Below are 16,297 nucleotides of genomic sequence, written 5' to 3' on the forward strand. Positions count from 1 at the left end.
TATGTGGAAACTCTTTTTATTAAATTTAGAATGATTCCAATTTAGAGTATACTCCTTTTATTGCAAATTACAAATGTTTCTGCCCTTTTTTCATTAAAATATTCCTTTGTTCTTGGGGAAAAATAAGAAAAGTCAGTTTGAATGATGGAATATGAAAAAAACACTTCGAGTGAAGTGATTTTCTTCATTGTAAAAATTTTGTTAAGATAATATTATATTTTAAACTTTAAAAGTTCCTTGCCCCCAACAATCACATCTAACCGTTATAATCAGTACCTAGCATAAAATCAAAATAAAAAAAGGTTGTTATTCTAATAGGCCTTTTTCTTTGGAATAATCCATATATTTATAAACTTTATCAATTTTATTCTGCTTCACCTTCTCTATTTTCTCTTGAGTAAAGCCTTCTATAATTCCTTGCTTTTGCAATTCTTCAATCATCGCAGTCAATTGATAAAATTCCGTCAGCATTTGTTCTTCATTCGTTTCATCTGCTCTGGATGGGTGATGGTCATCAAAACCAAATCTGATTGCTTTTGACAAGGCTTGTTGGATTTATGCACACTCTTCCATCGCAACTAAGGCTAGATGTTCATTTTTTCTCATCGTAATATTCCGCCCTCTTCCTACAGTTATTTTTGAAAGTAATTGACATAAACTGGAACTGACTCTTCCTTTAACACTCCTTTAACAACTTCTGGTCTATTCGGGCTTTTAGAAAAAATCTTTTCACTACCAATCATGATATTAAATCCTGCAATCTCAGCTAATTCATCATGTCCCAAACTATAGACCATTCTGCCTAAACTACTCCAAACCATCGCTCCGGCACACATACAACATGGTTCACAACTTGTATAAAGTGTATATTCAGTTAAATCCGTTAGTTTTTGGCTAGAACAAAAATCACGGATGATTCCTAATTCGGCATGGTAGGTCGGGTCACTTTCAGTGTGAATCTGATTTTCACCCGTCAATACAATTTTATTGTCTTTTACGAGCAACGCACCAAATGGTTCGTTCCCATGTTTTGCAGCATCTTTGGCTAGTTCTAATGCTTGTTTCATGAATTTGGCATCCAGTTTTTCTTGTTCAGTCTTCATTATCATAGTTTATACGCTCTTTTCTGAATGTTATTTTGTTTAAATTATACCATGAAATCAAACGGTTTCATGAGTGCACATAGATTAAAAACACCAATCACGGGACTGAACCCCTAAAATGAGACAGTTATAAAAACACCTATGCGGTTGCTTGTTTTCGATAATCTATCAGAGATAAGTAACCGTATAGGTGTTGAATTCTCTTTTCATTACCTACAAAAAGAGGGCTGTTACCTATCTTAAACACTCTGCTATATCAGCTGTTTATGCTAAATTAGATATGAAAAAAACAGGAGGTATTCCCCGTTTTTTACCTAGTGATTACCTACTTTTACCCACGTAAACCACCTAGTACTGCTAGGATCCCCACATATTTGGGTACAGATTTTCCTTATGCTCTTTCACACGTGTTGCCCTGACAAACAGCACGTGAAAATATAACACGCTGGGCGCTCTGCTGACGTTCTTTTTCACAAAGTTTTTGACTGATAAAAGTTAGTGCTCATACGTCCTCTTTACCTATACCGATTCGAATTTACAAAGAGGGCCCTGGTATCGGTTGATACGAGGGCTACTTGGGTTAATCGAGATTATGTCTACTAAGTGATTAAATAACGTCTAATTCAAACCAAAAGAGCTTGCGTCTTGTTGGTCACGTTGCGCCACTGTATCAGCGTATTTGTTCAATTGACTATTAATGCTAATCAGTAGTTCTTCCATTTTCTTCACGTTACCTTCTAATTGATTGTATTGTTCTAAATACGATTGAAATGCTTGACCTTTCCATTCTTGCGCGATTTGTTGATTCATAGAATTCACTTTACGAATTGCATCTTGAATTTGTTGTTGAGATTGAGTGTAAACCTTTGCTTGTGATTTTAGTTGTTCGGGTGTGACTGAAATTGCTCCTGCCATTTGATTCTCTCCTTTTTTGATTCAATATTTATAGTTTTATTTCATAACTATCTTTTTTATAGATGATTGCGTTAGCTAAAAGAATTACTGTTAAATTCAATGGTATTCACTGAGTTACGGGCAGCAACTAAGGATTGTTCCAATTTTTTACCACTTTTCCCTTTAATCATTTGTTTTCCTTTTATCGTAACAACTTTCTTACTTGCATTTTCTGCGTCTGAATTAAGGCTTTTTTTAGTTTTTTTAGCTTCTGGTTTAAATTCATTACACACAGTTTTACATTGCTGTATTAACGCTAGTTTTTGTACTCTCTTTTTCTCTTGTTTTTTGTAGTAATCGAGCTCTATCTTCAACAGAGTAACATTCGTGGTTTTATGTGTTAAGCTTTGTTTATCACTAGGTTTCTGAGCTTCTCTATTGTATTCATCAATTTTTCTCTGATAATAATTTATATTTGATTGATAAGATGCGTCTAACTTCATAGTCAATAACCTCTTTATAGTTTGAATGAATTGGCTTCTGCTCTATCCTCGTCTACAGCTTTTGTAGCAGAATTCTGCATAGCAATGCCTATTTTCCTAATATTTTGACTTGCTTTTTTTATATTTGCTTTTAATTCAAGTGATACGTCAGTATTGTAAGTGCTTGGAGTATTTCCTTTGCAAAACGGGAAAACTGATTGAATAACTTCGGTCACGTCTGAATCAGATAATTCAGAATAACAGCCACCATTCAGTCCATTTTGAATCGATTTCATTAAATTCATAATAGCCATACCTTCACGCTCTTCAAAATTTTGAAGTTGCCGTAATGTCTTTAATAAAGATTCTGAAAGATTTATAAAATCTCTTCCTGATGCATTTAAAGTAGAGGGATCATAGAATATTTTAATACTCCCATCAGAATTGAATATACCTGAAAATGACTTATTCATATGACCTACTACTGGAAATTTTGCAGAATTTGACTGCACTAAAAAGCGCTTACCTACTGTTTTTCCTAGAGGAACAAAACCCACTGGATCAAGTTCATGTCTATAATCTCTAATTCTATTATTGTAGTACCCTTGATCAACTAAATCTCGGTATTTTTTAGGTAAAATACGATAACAGCGAGCAGCCGCAAAAGTTGTCGCATTTTTATTATTCATAACGCCCATAAATTGAGCTAATGCACCACCTAGACTATGACCTGTAAAACTATAATCAGCAGGTTTTCTATTATTTACTACCTTATTTACCCATTTTTCATATTCAATAAATTGATGATTATCACTGGCAGAACCTTTACTCCAGCCAGCTAATGAATGAGAAATGATAGGATTTTTGATAGTATTCGATGCATTTTCTGCAATAAATCTCACGTATTGCGTTTTGGAAGAATTCTCTTTTATTTTATCTACTGATAGGTTTGTTCCTAATTGATTAAAATTTGTCGTCCAATCTTTTAGTTCAGAAGAGCCACGAGAAACAAAGATAATATTATCAGGTTGTCCACCATTTTGGATTTTGTCATAATCAGCTTGATTTACTACTGCAACTGCTTGTAGTCCGGATTCTTTATCAATAGAATTAATTACAACAAACTTTCCATCTACAGTTCTAATAACACTACCTACTTTTAAAAGACTATCTTCGTAACTATCGAAAGATAACTTTGAAAAAGTTTCATCTTTAATTTTATTAGACATCGAGTCCTCCTTATATTATTATTATTTAGTAATTAATAACTATACTATCACAAGAGGTGTGTTATGATAAGAAAAAAATATATATTTTTAAGTATTTTAATGTTGACAATTATACTAGCGTTTGGGGGATGTAAAAGTATGGAAGAGAGCGAAATGAATTATTACATGAAAGAACAGAAACCAAGAATCGAAAAATTTTTAAAATATCACTATAATAACATCGATTCTGTAACTTTAACAGGTACTCAAAAGAACCCTATGGGCGGTTTTTTTATACAGGGGTATATTAACGGAGATGAAAATCTATCAATATCTGTTCAAGGAGAAGTTGGAACAAATATTGAATATGTTGATGGACTCAATATTGACTTTGATAAAAAAAATAATAAATCAAACAACAATAAATCCGTTTCTGAAATAGAAGCAGAGGAAAAAACAACAATGTCTTCTTCCGCTAGAATGAGCTTATGGAAAGAAAAATATGGATCAAAAACAACTTGATTTTACAAGAGAACTGAGGATAGATAAACAATTTTAATAAAAAATCACTTAACTCTATTCATTGATAAATCAGTGATTTTATAACAATGTGACAAAGTAAAAAACACTGTACTGGGACTGAACCCCTAAAATGAGACAGTTATAAAAACACCTATGCGGTTGCTTGTTTTCGATAATCTATCGGAGATAAGTAACCGTATTTTTGTTGAATTCTCTTTTCATTATAATACTTGATGAAATTTTATACAGTTTCGATTACACTAGTAGTAGAGCATCCAAGCTCTGACTGTATCGAGAACGTTTCAGACTTTAGAATGGAATGAAACGATTCTATTGGAGCGTTATCAGCGGGTGTCCCTTTTCAGGACATACTTCTGATAATGTTTTTTGCTTTTGTCACTTCATAATAAGCATAAGACGTATAGATAGACCCTTGATCTGAGTGTAATATACAGTTTTCTGGAATATTTTTTAATTGATTAAGTGTATCTAAAACACAGGCAATATCTTGCTTTTCACTGATTGTATAAGATAAAATTTCACCATTGAATACATCCATAATACTAGAAAGATAAAGTTTCTTCGGTCCATAATCAAGATAAGTAATGTCCGTTGTGATTTTTTCTAATGGTTTCTTTGAATGAAATTTTCTGTCAATCAAGTTAGACGTTTTGAAATAAGCCTATCCTGGTCGATGTGCTTTTTTATTTTAACTCGGCAATTCCAACCGTAGGTTTGCATAATTCGTAGAACAACCTTGTGACTAACTTGCATTTCTTTTCTAAGAAGAAATGTGATCTTTCGATAACCATAGGTATAATTATGTTCGTTACATAGTTCTTTAATACGTGCAACTCGGCTATCTTTTTTGTCACTTCTCTTAACCCAATGATAATATGTGCTTCTAGGAATACTAAAATAGTCACGTAACCAAGTGATTGAAACCTTGTCTTTGAACGAATGAACTAATTCTATAAATGTTTCTGCTTCCACTTCCTTTCCAACTCTTTGTATTTTTTAAGACATCAATCTCCTGCTTTAAATACTTATTTTCCTGTTTCAATCGCTCTTCAGAACTCAGTTCCTCTCTTCCTTTACCATAACTGGTATTGTTTACCTACTCCTTGTGAGAATCGATAAGATTCTCCTTTTCTGTACCATTGCCACCACGTTTTCACTTGTGTTTCATTTCTAATATTTAATTCTGTCATGATCTCTCTCGTTGTTTTTCCTTCCAACTTCATTCGTATGGCTGCTTCTTTTACTTCTAATGGGTATGAAATTCGTTTGACCATAAAAATACACCTCCAATTTCTTCATTCTACATGAATTCAACGGGGGTGTTTTTATAGTTGTCTCAACCTATGGGGTCAGTTCACACCAACTTTCTTGATGACTCGTGTTTCTAATTAGAAAATCACTCTTGTTTCATTGCTGCTTTCAAAGCTTGTGCTAATGCACTTTCTTCTGGTTCTTCTTTTTGTGAATATTTCTTCATCAACTTACGTTCTTCATGTTTCGTAAGCTTTTTGTTGCGTTCTTTTTTATCTTGCATTTTTTCTGTGATCGAGCAGTATTTACATTTGAAATAAGCCCCATTTTTTCCATCAATGATTTCCATTTTACGATGGCATTGTGAACAACGGTGGTTGGAAACTTTAGGATCTTTTCTACGGCGATAGCTACAATCCTGGTTGGAACAGATATAGATTTTCCCGTCTTTGGTATTCTTCTCACGTAAGTTTGAGCCACATTCTGGGCATTTCTTTTGTGTGATTGAAAAATCCTGGTATTTGCTTTCGCTTTGTTTGATCTCGTTGACTAATTTTTTCGTATCTTGCTCGATTTCTTTTAGGAAAACAGTGCTGCTTTGTTTGCCCTTGGCGATTGCTTCTAGAGTTTTTTCCCATTTTTCTGTTAGCTCAGGGGTCACTAAAGATGGATTGACCAATTCAAGTAATTGCTTGCCTTTTGGTGAAACATTAAGCCCATTGGTATTCCGTTCCATCAACTCTGATTTGATCAGTTTTTCAATGATTTCCGCACGCGTTGCTGGAGTACCTAAGCTGTGTTTTTCCATCAAACCTAACAAAGTTCCTTCGGTCAATGGTTTTGGTGGTGCAGTTAACTCTTTATTGATAGTGAAATTGGGTGGAATCACCATACCTAATTTCCAGTCGACAGATGGAATAACCTCTTCTTTTTCTTGTTTCCAGCCGGCAACTTCAACTTTACTTTGCCGGAACATAAATTGCTCTTTACCAAAGCTTACGGTTACTTTTGTTTGTTTTGTGCGATGGGATTCGGCAAACATCCCTAAGAAACGAGTCACGATCATGTTATAGATTTTTTGTTCATCGCCACTTAACTTCTCATAACGTGGGCGTTGTTCAGTCGGAATCAACGCATGGTGATCTGTCACTTTTTCGTTTTGGAATACTTTAGTCAGTTTAACTTGACCACCGTCTTTGATATACGTTTTGACTTCTGGCGCAAAATCGCTAATTGCTTGCAATCGTTCTTTCATCGTTGCTTTCATATCTGTAGTTAAATATTTACTATCCGTTCTGGGATAGGTCACGATTTTATGAAATTCGTAGAGACTTTGAACAAGCGAAAGAGTTTTCTTCGCTGAAAATTGATAACGCTGGTTGGCTTCTCTTTGAATTTCAGTTAGGTCATAGGGTAAAGGTGCTTGCTCTGTTTTCGTCTTTTCTTGAATATCGGTTACTTTGCCTTTACCTTCGCTTAGTTTTTTCACAAAAGCTTCTACATCATTGCGTTCTTTAAAGGCATATGGGTTGCTTTGAACCAGTTTAGCTTTTTCTTTTTGAACTTGAAGCTCGACTGAAAAGTACGTTTGCGGTCTAAAACCTTCGATTTTCTTTTCTTGTTGACGGACTAACGATAATGTCGGTGTTTGTACACGTCCAGCGGATAAGCTGTCTTGATATTTCACTGTTAATGCTCTAGTCACGTTTAATCCGACTAACCAGTCTGCTTTGGCGCGAGCTAATGCTGAATAATATAAATTATCATATTCTTTAGCTGGTCTTAATTTTTTAAACCCGTCTTTGATTGCTTTGTCTGTTTGTGAAGAGATCCATAGGCGTTTGACTGGTTTATTAAAATGAACATATTCCAGAATCCAGCGGGCAACGAGTTCTCCTTCACGTCCTGCATCTGTTGCAATGACAGCTTCGGTAACATCTTTACGGTTTGCTAATTGTTTGATCGCTTTTAATTGATGCCCTGTTTTGGGTAATGGCTTGATCCCTAGATTTTTTGGCACCATTGGTAAAGTTTCCATTTGCCAAGATTGCCATTCTTTGTTGATATCTTCTGGCATTTTTAAACCTAGTAGGTGTCCTAATGCCCAAGTCACGATGACATTTGGACCTTCATAATAACTTTTATTTTTTTGATTTGCACCTAGCACTTTACTTAAATCTTTGGCAACACTAGGTTTTTCAGCAATAATCAGTTGTTTGTTTGCCATTTCGTTCACTCACCTTCTTCATTTCTTATGTAAATTGAATTAATTTCAAAAAATGTCAATACGTTGATTTTACCACACTCTGCTTATTCTTTTCGCCTCTTCTTTAAGCTTTTTAATTGAAATGTAAATAGAAGAACCTTATACTTACTAATTGTAAGTATAAAAATAATGATTATCAAGGAGAAACTATGATTACAATTGAATTTTTTCACGACGTTATCTGCAGTTTTTGTTTTCCCATGTCGTATAGAATGAGACACGTCCAAGAAGAAATGCCTGAAATAAAGATCATTCACCGTTCTTTTGCTTTAGCTAGAGATTCTCAAGCTCACGAGCAGATGTTTGGATCAAGAGAAAATGCCAAGAACGAAATTTTATCTCATTGGGTTCACGCCAATCAAAATGATGATCTTCACCGCTTTAATATTGAAGGAATGAGAGAAGCTGATTTTCTTTTTCCAACATCTATGAATGGTTTACTTGCTGCCAAAGCCGCGGGCGTCGTAGGAGGTGAATCCGGTTACTGGGCGATCTTTGATGATTTGCAAACAGGATTATTTGTAGAGAGTCAAAATATTGATGACCCTGCTGTGATTGAAGCAATTATTAAAGATAGTTCGATCGATTTTGAAAAATGGCAGCAAGCCTTCCTTGATCCGGCTACTTTAACGTTAGTTGAAGACGACTTTCGTTTGGCAAATGCTTATCAGCTTACAGGTGTCCCAGCACTGATTGTTAATGGGAAATATTTAATCAATGGTGCACAACCTATGGATCAAATTATCCAAGCGATTCAGACTATCAAGGAAAAAGAAACACCCATAATTGAAGTAATCGAAAATAGTGATGCTGAAAATGGGACTTGCGATATAATAGATGGAAAATGGGTTTGCAAGGATTAAGGTCCAACTCTATTTATTTTTAAAATAATTAAAAGTCAAAAGAATAAGGCACGTATCCGTGAACTTGTTCTCTTGACTTTTTCTCTGATTTCTCTAAACTATACTCGATTTACAGCATTTCGGTTTTGCACAATCATTATGGCGTTCATGAAAATCGTCACCACTTTCAAACGTCACTGCTTGTAAATCCTTCAACAAAGCTAGTCCTTTATATTGTTGAAGATCCTCATCACATTCCTCACACCAACGTTCATCCCCTTCATTCCAGAAGGCTGCTAAATAATTAACTTTTGTATTTATGTATTCATATGTTGAAGAAAGTTCTTGCCATTTTTTTATGTAGTAACGTTCCGCATCTTCTAAACAGTTAAATGTTTTATTTTCTTCGATATCTTCCTGCCAGTCTTCAAAAAACCACCAAGGCTCATTATCGCCGTACATGATAACAACTTGATACATTGATCAATCACTCCAATTCTTTCTACAAGAGCTATTCTAGTCACTTACAGTAAAACTTTCAACTTAAGTGCTTGTGAATTAGTTTTATATTAACGTTGCCTCATTTTAATTTTACCATACGTCGAATCCATTAAAAGCATAAATTTTATTTCATTGCGCAAAAAACGGACTTTTGCTAAACTATGGGATGAATAGGAAGGACTGTTGCTTATCATGAAAAAACCTGTATTTTGGAACTCAATTGCCATTTATTTACTTTTATATAATAATATTTTACTTATTATTTCGTTGATCATGGCCTTAAAAGCTGTGGTTGAAGGAAATGGAACCTTTGGATCAGATGTTTGGTATCAGATGTTTGTTTTTCTTGTTTATATTATTGTAGTCGCTGGATTAATGACAGGTGGTAAAAAAGGATATATCCTCTCCATACTCTTTATCCCATTCATTATTCTAATGTATTTTCACCCGCCAATGATGGTCAGTATGTTTCCTAAAATGATAATGTTGGCATTTCGTGTGGTTGAGTTTGTTTCAATAGTTTATCTGGTTGTTTCACCAGAATCGAGAGCTTATTTCCGTAGCTGTAATAAAAAAAACGAGTAGGGATTTTTCCTACTCGTTTTTGCTTAGATATATTGTAACACTTTTTCTTCTTGATACGCTTGATCGATCAATCCACCACCAAGACATTCCATACCGTTGTAAAAGACAACCGCTTGTCCTGGAGTGATTGCACGCACAGGTTCAGAAAAAATCACTTTAGCTGTCGTTCCATCGCCAGTTAATACAACTTTGACTGGTATATCATCTTGACGATAACGGAATTTAGCCGTACATTCGAATTCTCTTGGCATTTCTGTATCAACAGTAAAATGGATTTCACTGGCATCCAAATGTGTAGCATATAATCGTTCATGATGGAACCCTTGTCCAACATATAATGTATTTGTCGCTAAATCTTTTCCTACCACAAACCAAGGTTCTTGCGATCCTTTGCCGCCGCCAATCCCTAAGCCTTGGCGTTGACCAATGGTATAATACATTAATCCATCATGTTGCCCTTTGATTTCTCCATCTAAAGTTACCATGTCCCCTTTGTTAGCAGGTAAATAGTTACTTAAAAATTGCTTGAAGTTCTTTTCTCCAATAAAACAGATTCCTGTTGAATCTTTTTTCTTAGCAGTTGCTAAATCAGCACGTTCAGCAATCGCCCGAACTTCTGATTTTTCCATACCGCCTAAAGGAAACATTGTTTTGCCTAATTGAGCTTGAGATAATTGACTCAAGAAATAGGTTTGATCTTTATTATTATCAACACCACGTAACATAAGTACGCTTCCGTCTTCTTTTCGCTCTACTTGAGCATAATGCCCAGTTGCGACATAGTCTGCTCCTAGTTGCATTGCGTAATCCAAAAATGCTTTGAATTTGATTTCTTTATTACACATTACATCAGGGTTCGGTGTGCGGCCTAAACGATATTCTGAAAGAAAATATTCAAATACTCGATCCCAATATTCCTTCTCAAAATTTACCGAATAATAAGGAATGCCAATTTGATCTGCAACTTTAGCCACATCTTTGTAGTCTTCGGTAGCAGTACACACACCATTTTCATCCGTGTCATCCCAGTTTTTCATAAAGATACCCACGACATCATAGCCCTGCTCTTTTAAAAGCAACGCTGTAACAGAAGAATCTACACCTCCGCTCATGCCAACAACGACACGAGTTTTGCTGTTATCTGTCATTTGATCACCATCATTTCAATTTAGATTCTGAATGCATCTACGATTTGAAGGTCGTAACTTTTCAGTGATACTTATTATACTAGTATTTCATAAGAAGTAAAGGCATTAAGAGACAACAATTTCCTTCTTCGCATAATTTTTCTTTATTTTGACTATAAAAAAATAAGACTCGATCTTTTTCGATCTTGTCTTATTTTCAATGATTATGCTTTCTCTAAAACATCACGGCTGATCATACCATCCATCAAGAAATAAAACTTTTCTTGACTCATTGCGTGAGATTCGCTTTTAAAGATGTTCATTGATTTCAATCCGTTAGCAGTTGTAACAGACATTTTCAGTGTTTTCAAATCTTCAGCAATCGTAATTTTTAATTTAAAGCCTTCTTTACTTTGGGGTGTTGCATCTAATGGACGGATCAACTGGAAATTCCCTGAATTCGTTTCAGTGAAGCCATTATCTTTCAATGTGTATTTTTTTGCTTGTTCGTTTACCTTGTAAAATACCGTACAACCTTCAACTGTTGCTTTTTCTTTAAATGCCATTTTTCCACCTCTTTATTTATTGTCTCTTTTATTATAGTTGGTACGCTTTCTTTTTACTAGTTATAATCCTGTTTTTCTTAAATTACTGCTTAATTTTTTGGATTGTTTCGATTAATATTGCTACGAATCGTTGAATTTGTTCCTCATCATTCCCCAAACCAAAGCTGATTCTCACAGATTCTTTGATTGCAGGATGGTTCTTGCCATACATCGCTTGTAAAACATGGGAAGGTTCTACTGTTCCAGCAGTACAAGCTGAACCTGTTGATATCGCAACGCCTTTGAGATCTAAATGCATCAATAACAAGTCGCTTGCGACACCTAGAAACCGTAAATTTAAAATATGAGCTAACTTATTTTCAGGATTGCCATTGATTTGATAATCGATCTGAGCTTTATCTAATTGCGTTAAAATAATCCGCTCAAAATCAGCGTATTTTTCATGTCGCTGTTCTTTTTCGCTGTCCGTTAAAAGCTCAACCGCTTTGCCCATCCCTGCAATACCCGCTAAATTTTCGGTTCCTGCCCGACGTTTTTCTTCCTGCTCTCCACCATGTAAAAATGAAGGCAATGAAATGGCATCATTTTTAAATAAAAAACCAACACCCTTTGGTCCATTGATTTTATGAGCAGAAATACTTAGTAAATCGATTCCAAATTCATGAGGTGAAATCCGTTCAGAACCATATGCTTGTACAGCATCTGTATGAAAAACGGCTGGATGTGATTCTAGCAATGCTCCGATTTCTTTGATTGGTAGTAAATTACCGATTTCATTATTACCGTACATCACAGAAACCAATGTCGTATCTTCTCGTAAGGCATTTTCAAGATCTATAATTGCCAATTCTCCGTGCTTATCAACCGGAAGATAAGTTACTTCAAAACCTAATCCTTCCAAATACTTCATTGTTTCCAAAACAGCTGGATGTTCAATTGTAGTTGTGATCAGATGCATTCCTTGATCTTTTCTAGAAAGTGCCGTTTCGATGATCGCTGTATTATCCCCTTCAGTGCCGCCACTATTGAAGATGATTTCATGTGATTTCACTTTAAGACTAGCTACGATCACTTGGCGAATATCTTCTAATGTACGATGTGCTTTTCTACCAAATGTATGGATACTAGACGGATTACCAAACGTATTGGCCAATTCACTGGCCATTATCTCAATAACTGCTGGATGCGCTGGTGTTGTTGCTGCGTGATCTAAATAAATGGGTTCCACTGAACTCGTCCTTTCTGAATCATTTTAATTGGGACTATTCTAACATACCTAGCACTGTTCCTCAAAGATTGATTCTTATGCTTATTTACTTGGCAAATCGTTTTTCCTTGCGATACGTATAAATATTGCTATACGTAAAGACTGCTATGCCCGCCCAAATAAAACCAAATGCGATAAATTGATCTGCCGAATAGGGTTCATGATATAAAAATAGTGCAGATAACAACATTAATGTTGGTCCTACATATTGAATGAATCCTAGAATAATATAAGAAATTTGTTTTGCTGCTTGCGCAAAAAGTAATAACGGAATCGCTGTAACGATACCTGCTCCCATCAACAATAAATTAGTGGATACTTCATAATTCATAAATCCTCGTTGTGAAAAGAATACTAGATAAATTAAAGCTACAGGCAAAATAACAAAAGTCTCAATCGTCAAACCAGTATACGAACTTACTGTTACACCTTTTTTGATCAACCCATAAAAGCTGAATGTAACAGCCATAACCAGTGGTGCATAAGGAATTTCTCCTGTTTGGATCGTTAACAAAAGAACACCTGCTAAGGCCAAACCACACGCAATCATCCCTGAACGACTTAATTTTTCCTTCAAAATCAAGGTTGCCAACAACACATTCACCAACGGGTTCATGTAATAACCTAAACTCGCTTGCGTAACGTGCCCCTGGCTAACTGTATAAATAAAGGTAAACCAATTGACTGATATCAAAATAGCAGCGCAAATAATAGCAAATAATTTTTTCTTATCTTGTAAAACAGTTTTAACTTCTGCTAAAAATAATGACCATTTTCTAGTAACCAAAATGTAGATGATCATAAATAAAAATGACCAGACGATTCGATAACATAAGATATCCAGCGGATCGACTGTAGGTAATAACTTCCAGTAAATTGGGATAATTCCCCAAAATACATACGCAATAAACCCAAATAAAACACCTTTTTTCTGTTCTTTCACATGCCTAGCTCCATTCTTTTATTGATACTATCTTTCATAAATCCTTTTTTATTCGCTTAAATTAAATGATAAAAAGAAGTCCAGTCTAAAGCAATTGCTGAACTTCTTTCTTGATTTAAACCACTCGTTATTATTTCTCTTCTAAACGAAATAGCGGACTCATTGGTGTATTTTCGTGGATTCGTTTGACAGCCTCACCCATCAACTCAGCACAAGAAACGATACTCAATACATCTGGTTTGCGGTCTTCAGAAATGAATACAGAATCCGTCACACAAATTTGTTCGATGGGAGATGCATCTAAAATCTCTTTAGCCCCTTTAGATAGCAACCCGTGAGAAGCACAAGCATAAATACATTTTGCCCCATTTTCTTTTAAAATTTCAGCAGCCGTTGCCATCGTACTGCCGGAATTTAAAATATCATCGACTAAAATACATGTCTTACCTTTGACTTCCCCGATAACGTAACCTGAACGAACACCATCCACCTCATCTTGATCAATGATTGCGAGTGTTGCATCTAGATATTCAGATAAGCTTCTGGCACGTTGCACACCACTATTTTTAGGTGAAACGACAACGATGTCTTCGCCTGTCAGGCGCTGCTCACGATAATTATGAGCAAATAACGGCATCGTAAATAGATTATCTACTGGAATATCAAAGAATCCTTGAACTTGAACTGTATGTAAATCCAATGTCAATACACGCGTTGCGCCTGCTTCTTCCAATAAATTGGCGACTAATTTTGCTGTGATCGGTTCTCTTGGTTTAGCTGTGCGATCTTGTCTGGCATACCCATAATAAGGTAACACTACATTGATTGTTTTGGCGCTTGCTCGTTTTAATGCATCAATCATGATTAATAATTCCATTAAATTGTCATTTACTGGAAGGTTGGTCGATTGAACAAGAAAAACATGGTCCCCGCGAATACTCTCTTCAATATTGATTTGAATCTCTCCATCACTAAATTGGCGCACCGTACTTTTTCCCAGTTCAGTCCCGACAACTTCAGCAATTTTCTCTGCTAAAGGGCGGTTGGCATTCAAACTAAAGATTCGTAATGTTTTATCCTTGTATTTTTGGGTCATGATTTCCTCCGTGAACTAGATATTTTTCTTTTCTTATAGTTAAAAACTTCAATTTCTATTCTAACATTGATTCCTAAAAAAATCATGAATCTTTTTCTTTCTTGTGACAAATATTTGAAAATCTATCGACTTTTAAGCGAAGAAAATTTGTGCTTACAAAACTGTTCGCAAAATCGTATACGATCGTCTTGTTTTTCTACACGATATGAGTAAAATAAGGACTAATCGGAGGTGGTTGGACCCATGCACTACAAGAAACATCATAAAAAAAGTAATCCTTTTATACCTGCACTTATTATTTTAATTTTGATTATTTTAGTCGGTGTAGAAATTTATCTTTTGTTTTTCCAAAATCCTTCTAAGCCCGTTTCTCAAACAAATTCAAGCGAGAGGACATCAGAAACGACAAAGACTTCTACTTCGTTAACACCAAATGCTCAGCAAGCTAAAGATTTTAATAAAGAAGTTCAGCCTAATTCTGATTTTGCCAACGAAATCAATAAAAAACTTGAAGATAGTCAATTTATCGGCTCAGCTTTAATTATTCACAACGGAGAGATTATTTTGCAAAAAGGATTTGGCTATGCCAATTTTTCTGAAAGTAAGCCCAACACTGCTCAATCAACATTTCAAATCGGGTCTATTCAAAAAGCATTTACTGCTTCTCTTATATTGAAACAAGTACAAGCTAAGAAGCTTTCACTAGATGATACCTTGGATCGCTTTTACCCAACTGTTCCAGATAGCCAAAAGATAACGATTCGTCAATTACTCTCAATGACTTCTGGATTACAGCAAAAAATCAAACCTACGATTATGATGTCTGATGATGACTTTGTTCAATTTGCAATTTCTAACGCAACTATGGGTGTCTATGGCAAATATAAATATGAGGCAGTCAACTATTCAATTTTAGTCGGTATATTAGAGCAGTTAACAGGTACTTCTTACCGAACATTATTTACACAGACATTCATTCAAGGACTTAAATTGTCTCATACCTGTTTTTATAATGACTTTGTAAAATCAAGTAATCGTACCTATGCATATGAGAAAGTGGACGGTAAAAATTTCGGTTCTGAAATCAGCGATAATCCATTAACGTTCGATCAAGAAATTGGTACTGGAAATGTTGGTATGACTGTTGGTGATCTTTATTTATTTTATTCTGATTTATTTGAAGGAAAAATCATTAATCAGCAAATCATCGATGAACTTTGGACACCTGAAACTGAGACAAAATATATGGGTGGTCTTTACAATTTCCCAGACCATATTAAAGGACATGGAAACGAAGCCGGTTTTGAATCAAATTCAATGGTTTCAAAAGATCGGCAAAATGTTGTAATTTTATTATCAAATCAATATCCTAAAGATAAATCTCACTCGGAAATAGCCGATACCATTTTTGAGTTATTAGAATCAGATAAAAGTAAATAATTTCAACATAAAGTGGCTGGAACACAAGCACTTATTTGTGTTGAGAGTGTGAATAAAGGTAAATGTTGCTTTTATTCACACCTTTTTTTGCGTTCATTTTTAGGTTAACCTAAAAAATGGATTGATTTTAATTTAAGTTTATCATATACTAATTTTAAGGCAAACCTAAAAAGGAGGTTTTTT

Annotated in this window: 16 protein-coding genes and 1 pseudogene; 4 read left to right on the forward strand and 13 right to left on the reverse strand. The window is 34.9% G+C overall.

Features of this window, described 5'->3' with window-relative positions:
* Positions 1-306: 306 nt before the first annotated feature.
* The 5 genes from IGL98_RS12755 to IGL98_RS12775 form a co-directional block, all read right to left on the reverse strand.
* Positions 307-543: a hypothetical protein gene (locus IGL98_RS12755; RefSeq protein ID WP_242590139.1), complete on the reverse strand. Its 237-nt coding sequence runs from the start codon at positions 541-543 to the stop codon at positions 307-309.
* Positions 544-632: 89 nt separating this feature from the next.
* The gene (locus IGL98_RS12760) at positions 633-1,109 is read right to left on the reverse strand and encodes a nucleoside deaminase (RefSeq protein ID WP_206911832.1); all 477 of its coding nucleotides are present in this window, start codon (positions 1,107-1,109) and stop codon (positions 633-635) included.
* 612 nt (positions 1,110-1,721) lie between these two features.
* Positions 1,722-2,018: a WXG100 family type VII secretion target gene (locus IGL98_RS12765; protein WP_010761887.1), complete on the reverse strand. Its 297-nt coding sequence runs from the start codon at positions 2,016-2,018 to the stop codon at positions 1,722-1,724.
* A gap of 71 nt (positions 2,019-2,089) precedes the next feature.
* Positions 2,090-2,500 carry a hypothetical protein gene (locus IGL98_RS12770; RefSeq protein ID WP_206846304.1) on the reverse strand — a complete coding sequence of 137 codons (411 nt, stop codon included), beginning with the start codon at positions 2,498-2,500 and terminating at the stop codon, positions 2,090-2,092.
* A gap of 14 nt (positions 2,501-2,514) precedes the next feature.
* Positions 2,515-3,708 carry a lipase family protein gene (locus tag IGL98_RS12775; RefSeq protein WP_206911833.1) on the reverse strand — a complete coding sequence of 398 codons (1,194 nt, stop codon included), beginning with the start codon at positions 3,706-3,708 and terminating at the stop codon, positions 2,515-2,517.
* Positions 3,709-3,771: 63 nt separating this feature from the next.
* On the opposite strand from IGL98_RS12775, the gene IGL98_RS12780 reads away from it, so the two are divergent.
* On the forward strand, positions 3,772-4,209 hold the full coding sequence (locus IGL98_RS12780) for a DUF1433 domain-containing protein (RefSeq protein WP_206846311.1): 438 nt from the start codon (positions 3,772-3,774) through the stop codon (positions 4,207-4,209).
* 151 nt (positions 4,210-4,360) lie between these two features.
* Here the strand turns inward: IGL98_RS12780 and IGL98_RS12785 are convergent.
* Together IGL98_RS12785 and IGL98_RS12790 are read right to left on the reverse strand one after the other, a co-directional pair.
* Positions 4,361-5,504: pseudogene (locus IGL98_RS12785) on the reverse strand (IS3 family transposase).
* A 122-nt stretch (positions 5,505-5,626) separates the two neighbouring features.
* Complete coding sequence (locus IGL98_RS12790) at positions 5,627-7,708, reverse strand: DNA topoisomerase III (RefSeq protein WP_206846314.1); 2,082 nt, start codon at positions 7,706-7,708, stop codon at positions 5,627-5,629.
* Positions 7,709-7,896: 188 nt separating this feature from the next.
* Here IGL98_RS12790 and IGL98_RS12795 point away from each other — a divergent pair, with 188 nt between their 5' ends.
* The gene (locus tag IGL98_RS12795) at positions 7,897-8,610 is read left to right on the forward strand and encodes a DsbA family oxidoreductase (RefSeq protein WP_206911834.1); all 714 of its coding nucleotides are present in this window, start codon (positions 7,897-7,899) and stop codon (positions 8,608-8,610) included.
* 93 nt (positions 8,611-8,703) lie between these two features.
* Here the strand turns inward: IGL98_RS12795 and IGL98_RS12800 are convergent, their stop codons facing one another.
* The gene (locus IGL98_RS12800) at positions 8,704-9,069 is read right to left on the reverse strand and encodes a DUF1033 family protein (RefSeq protein ID WP_069646122.1); all 366 of its coding nucleotides are present in this window, start codon (positions 9,067-9,069) and stop codon (positions 8,704-8,706) included.
* Positions 9,070-9,282: 213 nt separating this feature from the next.
* Here IGL98_RS12800 and IGL98_RS12805 point away from each other — a divergent pair, with 213 nt between their 5' ends.
* The gene (locus IGL98_RS12805; RefSeq protein WP_206846322.1) at positions 9,283-9,675 is read left to right on the forward strand and encodes a hypothetical protein; all 393 of its coding nucleotides are present in this window, start codon (positions 9,283-9,285) and stop codon (positions 9,673-9,675) included.
* Positions 9,676-9,698: 23 nt separating this feature from the next.
* On the opposite strand, the gene mnmA is transcribed toward IGL98_RS12805, so the two are convergent.
* From mnmA to IGL98_RS12830, 5 genes are all read right to left on the reverse strand, one after another.
* A complete protein-coding gene (gene mnmA, locus IGL98_RS12810) occupies positions 9,699-10,823 on the reverse strand; it encodes a tRNA 2-thiouridine(34) synthase MnmA (RefSeq protein ID WP_206911835.1) in 1,125 nt (374 codons plus the stop codon).
* Positions 10,824-11,026: 203 nt separating this feature from the next.
* The gene (locus tag IGL98_RS12815) at positions 11,027-11,368 is read right to left on the reverse strand and encodes a DUF1831 domain-containing protein (RefSeq protein ID WP_069646125.1); all 342 of its coding nucleotides are present in this window, start codon (positions 11,366-11,368) and stop codon (positions 11,027-11,029) included.
* A gap of 82 nt (positions 11,369-11,450) precedes the next feature.
* Positions 11,451-12,596: an aminotransferase class V-fold PLP-dependent enzyme gene (locus tag IGL98_RS12820; protein ID WP_206911836.1), complete on the reverse strand. Its 1,146-nt coding sequence runs from the start codon at positions 12,594-12,596 to the stop codon at positions 11,451-11,453.
* Between the two features lie 85 nt (positions 12,597-12,681).
* Positions 12,682-13,578, reverse strand: coding sequence for an EamA family transporter RarD (gene rarD, locus IGL98_RS12825; protein ID WP_206846327.1), 897 nt, complete (start codon positions 13,576-13,578; stop codon positions 12,682-12,684).
* Between the two features lie 130 nt (positions 13,579-13,708).
* Positions 13,709-14,674 carry a ribose-phosphate diphosphokinase gene (locus IGL98_RS12830; protein WP_206846330.1) on the reverse strand — a complete coding sequence of 322 codons (966 nt, stop codon included), beginning with the start codon at positions 14,672-14,674 and terminating at the stop codon, positions 13,709-13,711.
* 243 nt (positions 14,675-14,917) lie between these two features.
* Between IGL98_RS12830 and IGL98_RS12835 the strand changes: the two genes are divergently transcribed.
* On the forward strand, positions 14,918-16,114 hold the full coding sequence (locus tag IGL98_RS12835) for a serine hydrolase domain-containing protein (RefSeq protein ID WP_206846331.1): 1,197 nt from the start codon (positions 14,918-14,920) through the stop codon (positions 16,112-16,114).
* Positions 16,115-16,297 lie beyond the last annotated feature (183 nt).

The organism is Enterococcus sp. DIV0840, assembly GCF_050527835.1.
In the GTDB taxonomy this organism is placed as follows: Bacteria; Bacillota; Bacilli; order Lactobacillales; family Enterococcaceae; genus Enterococcus_L; species Enterococcus_L ureasiticus.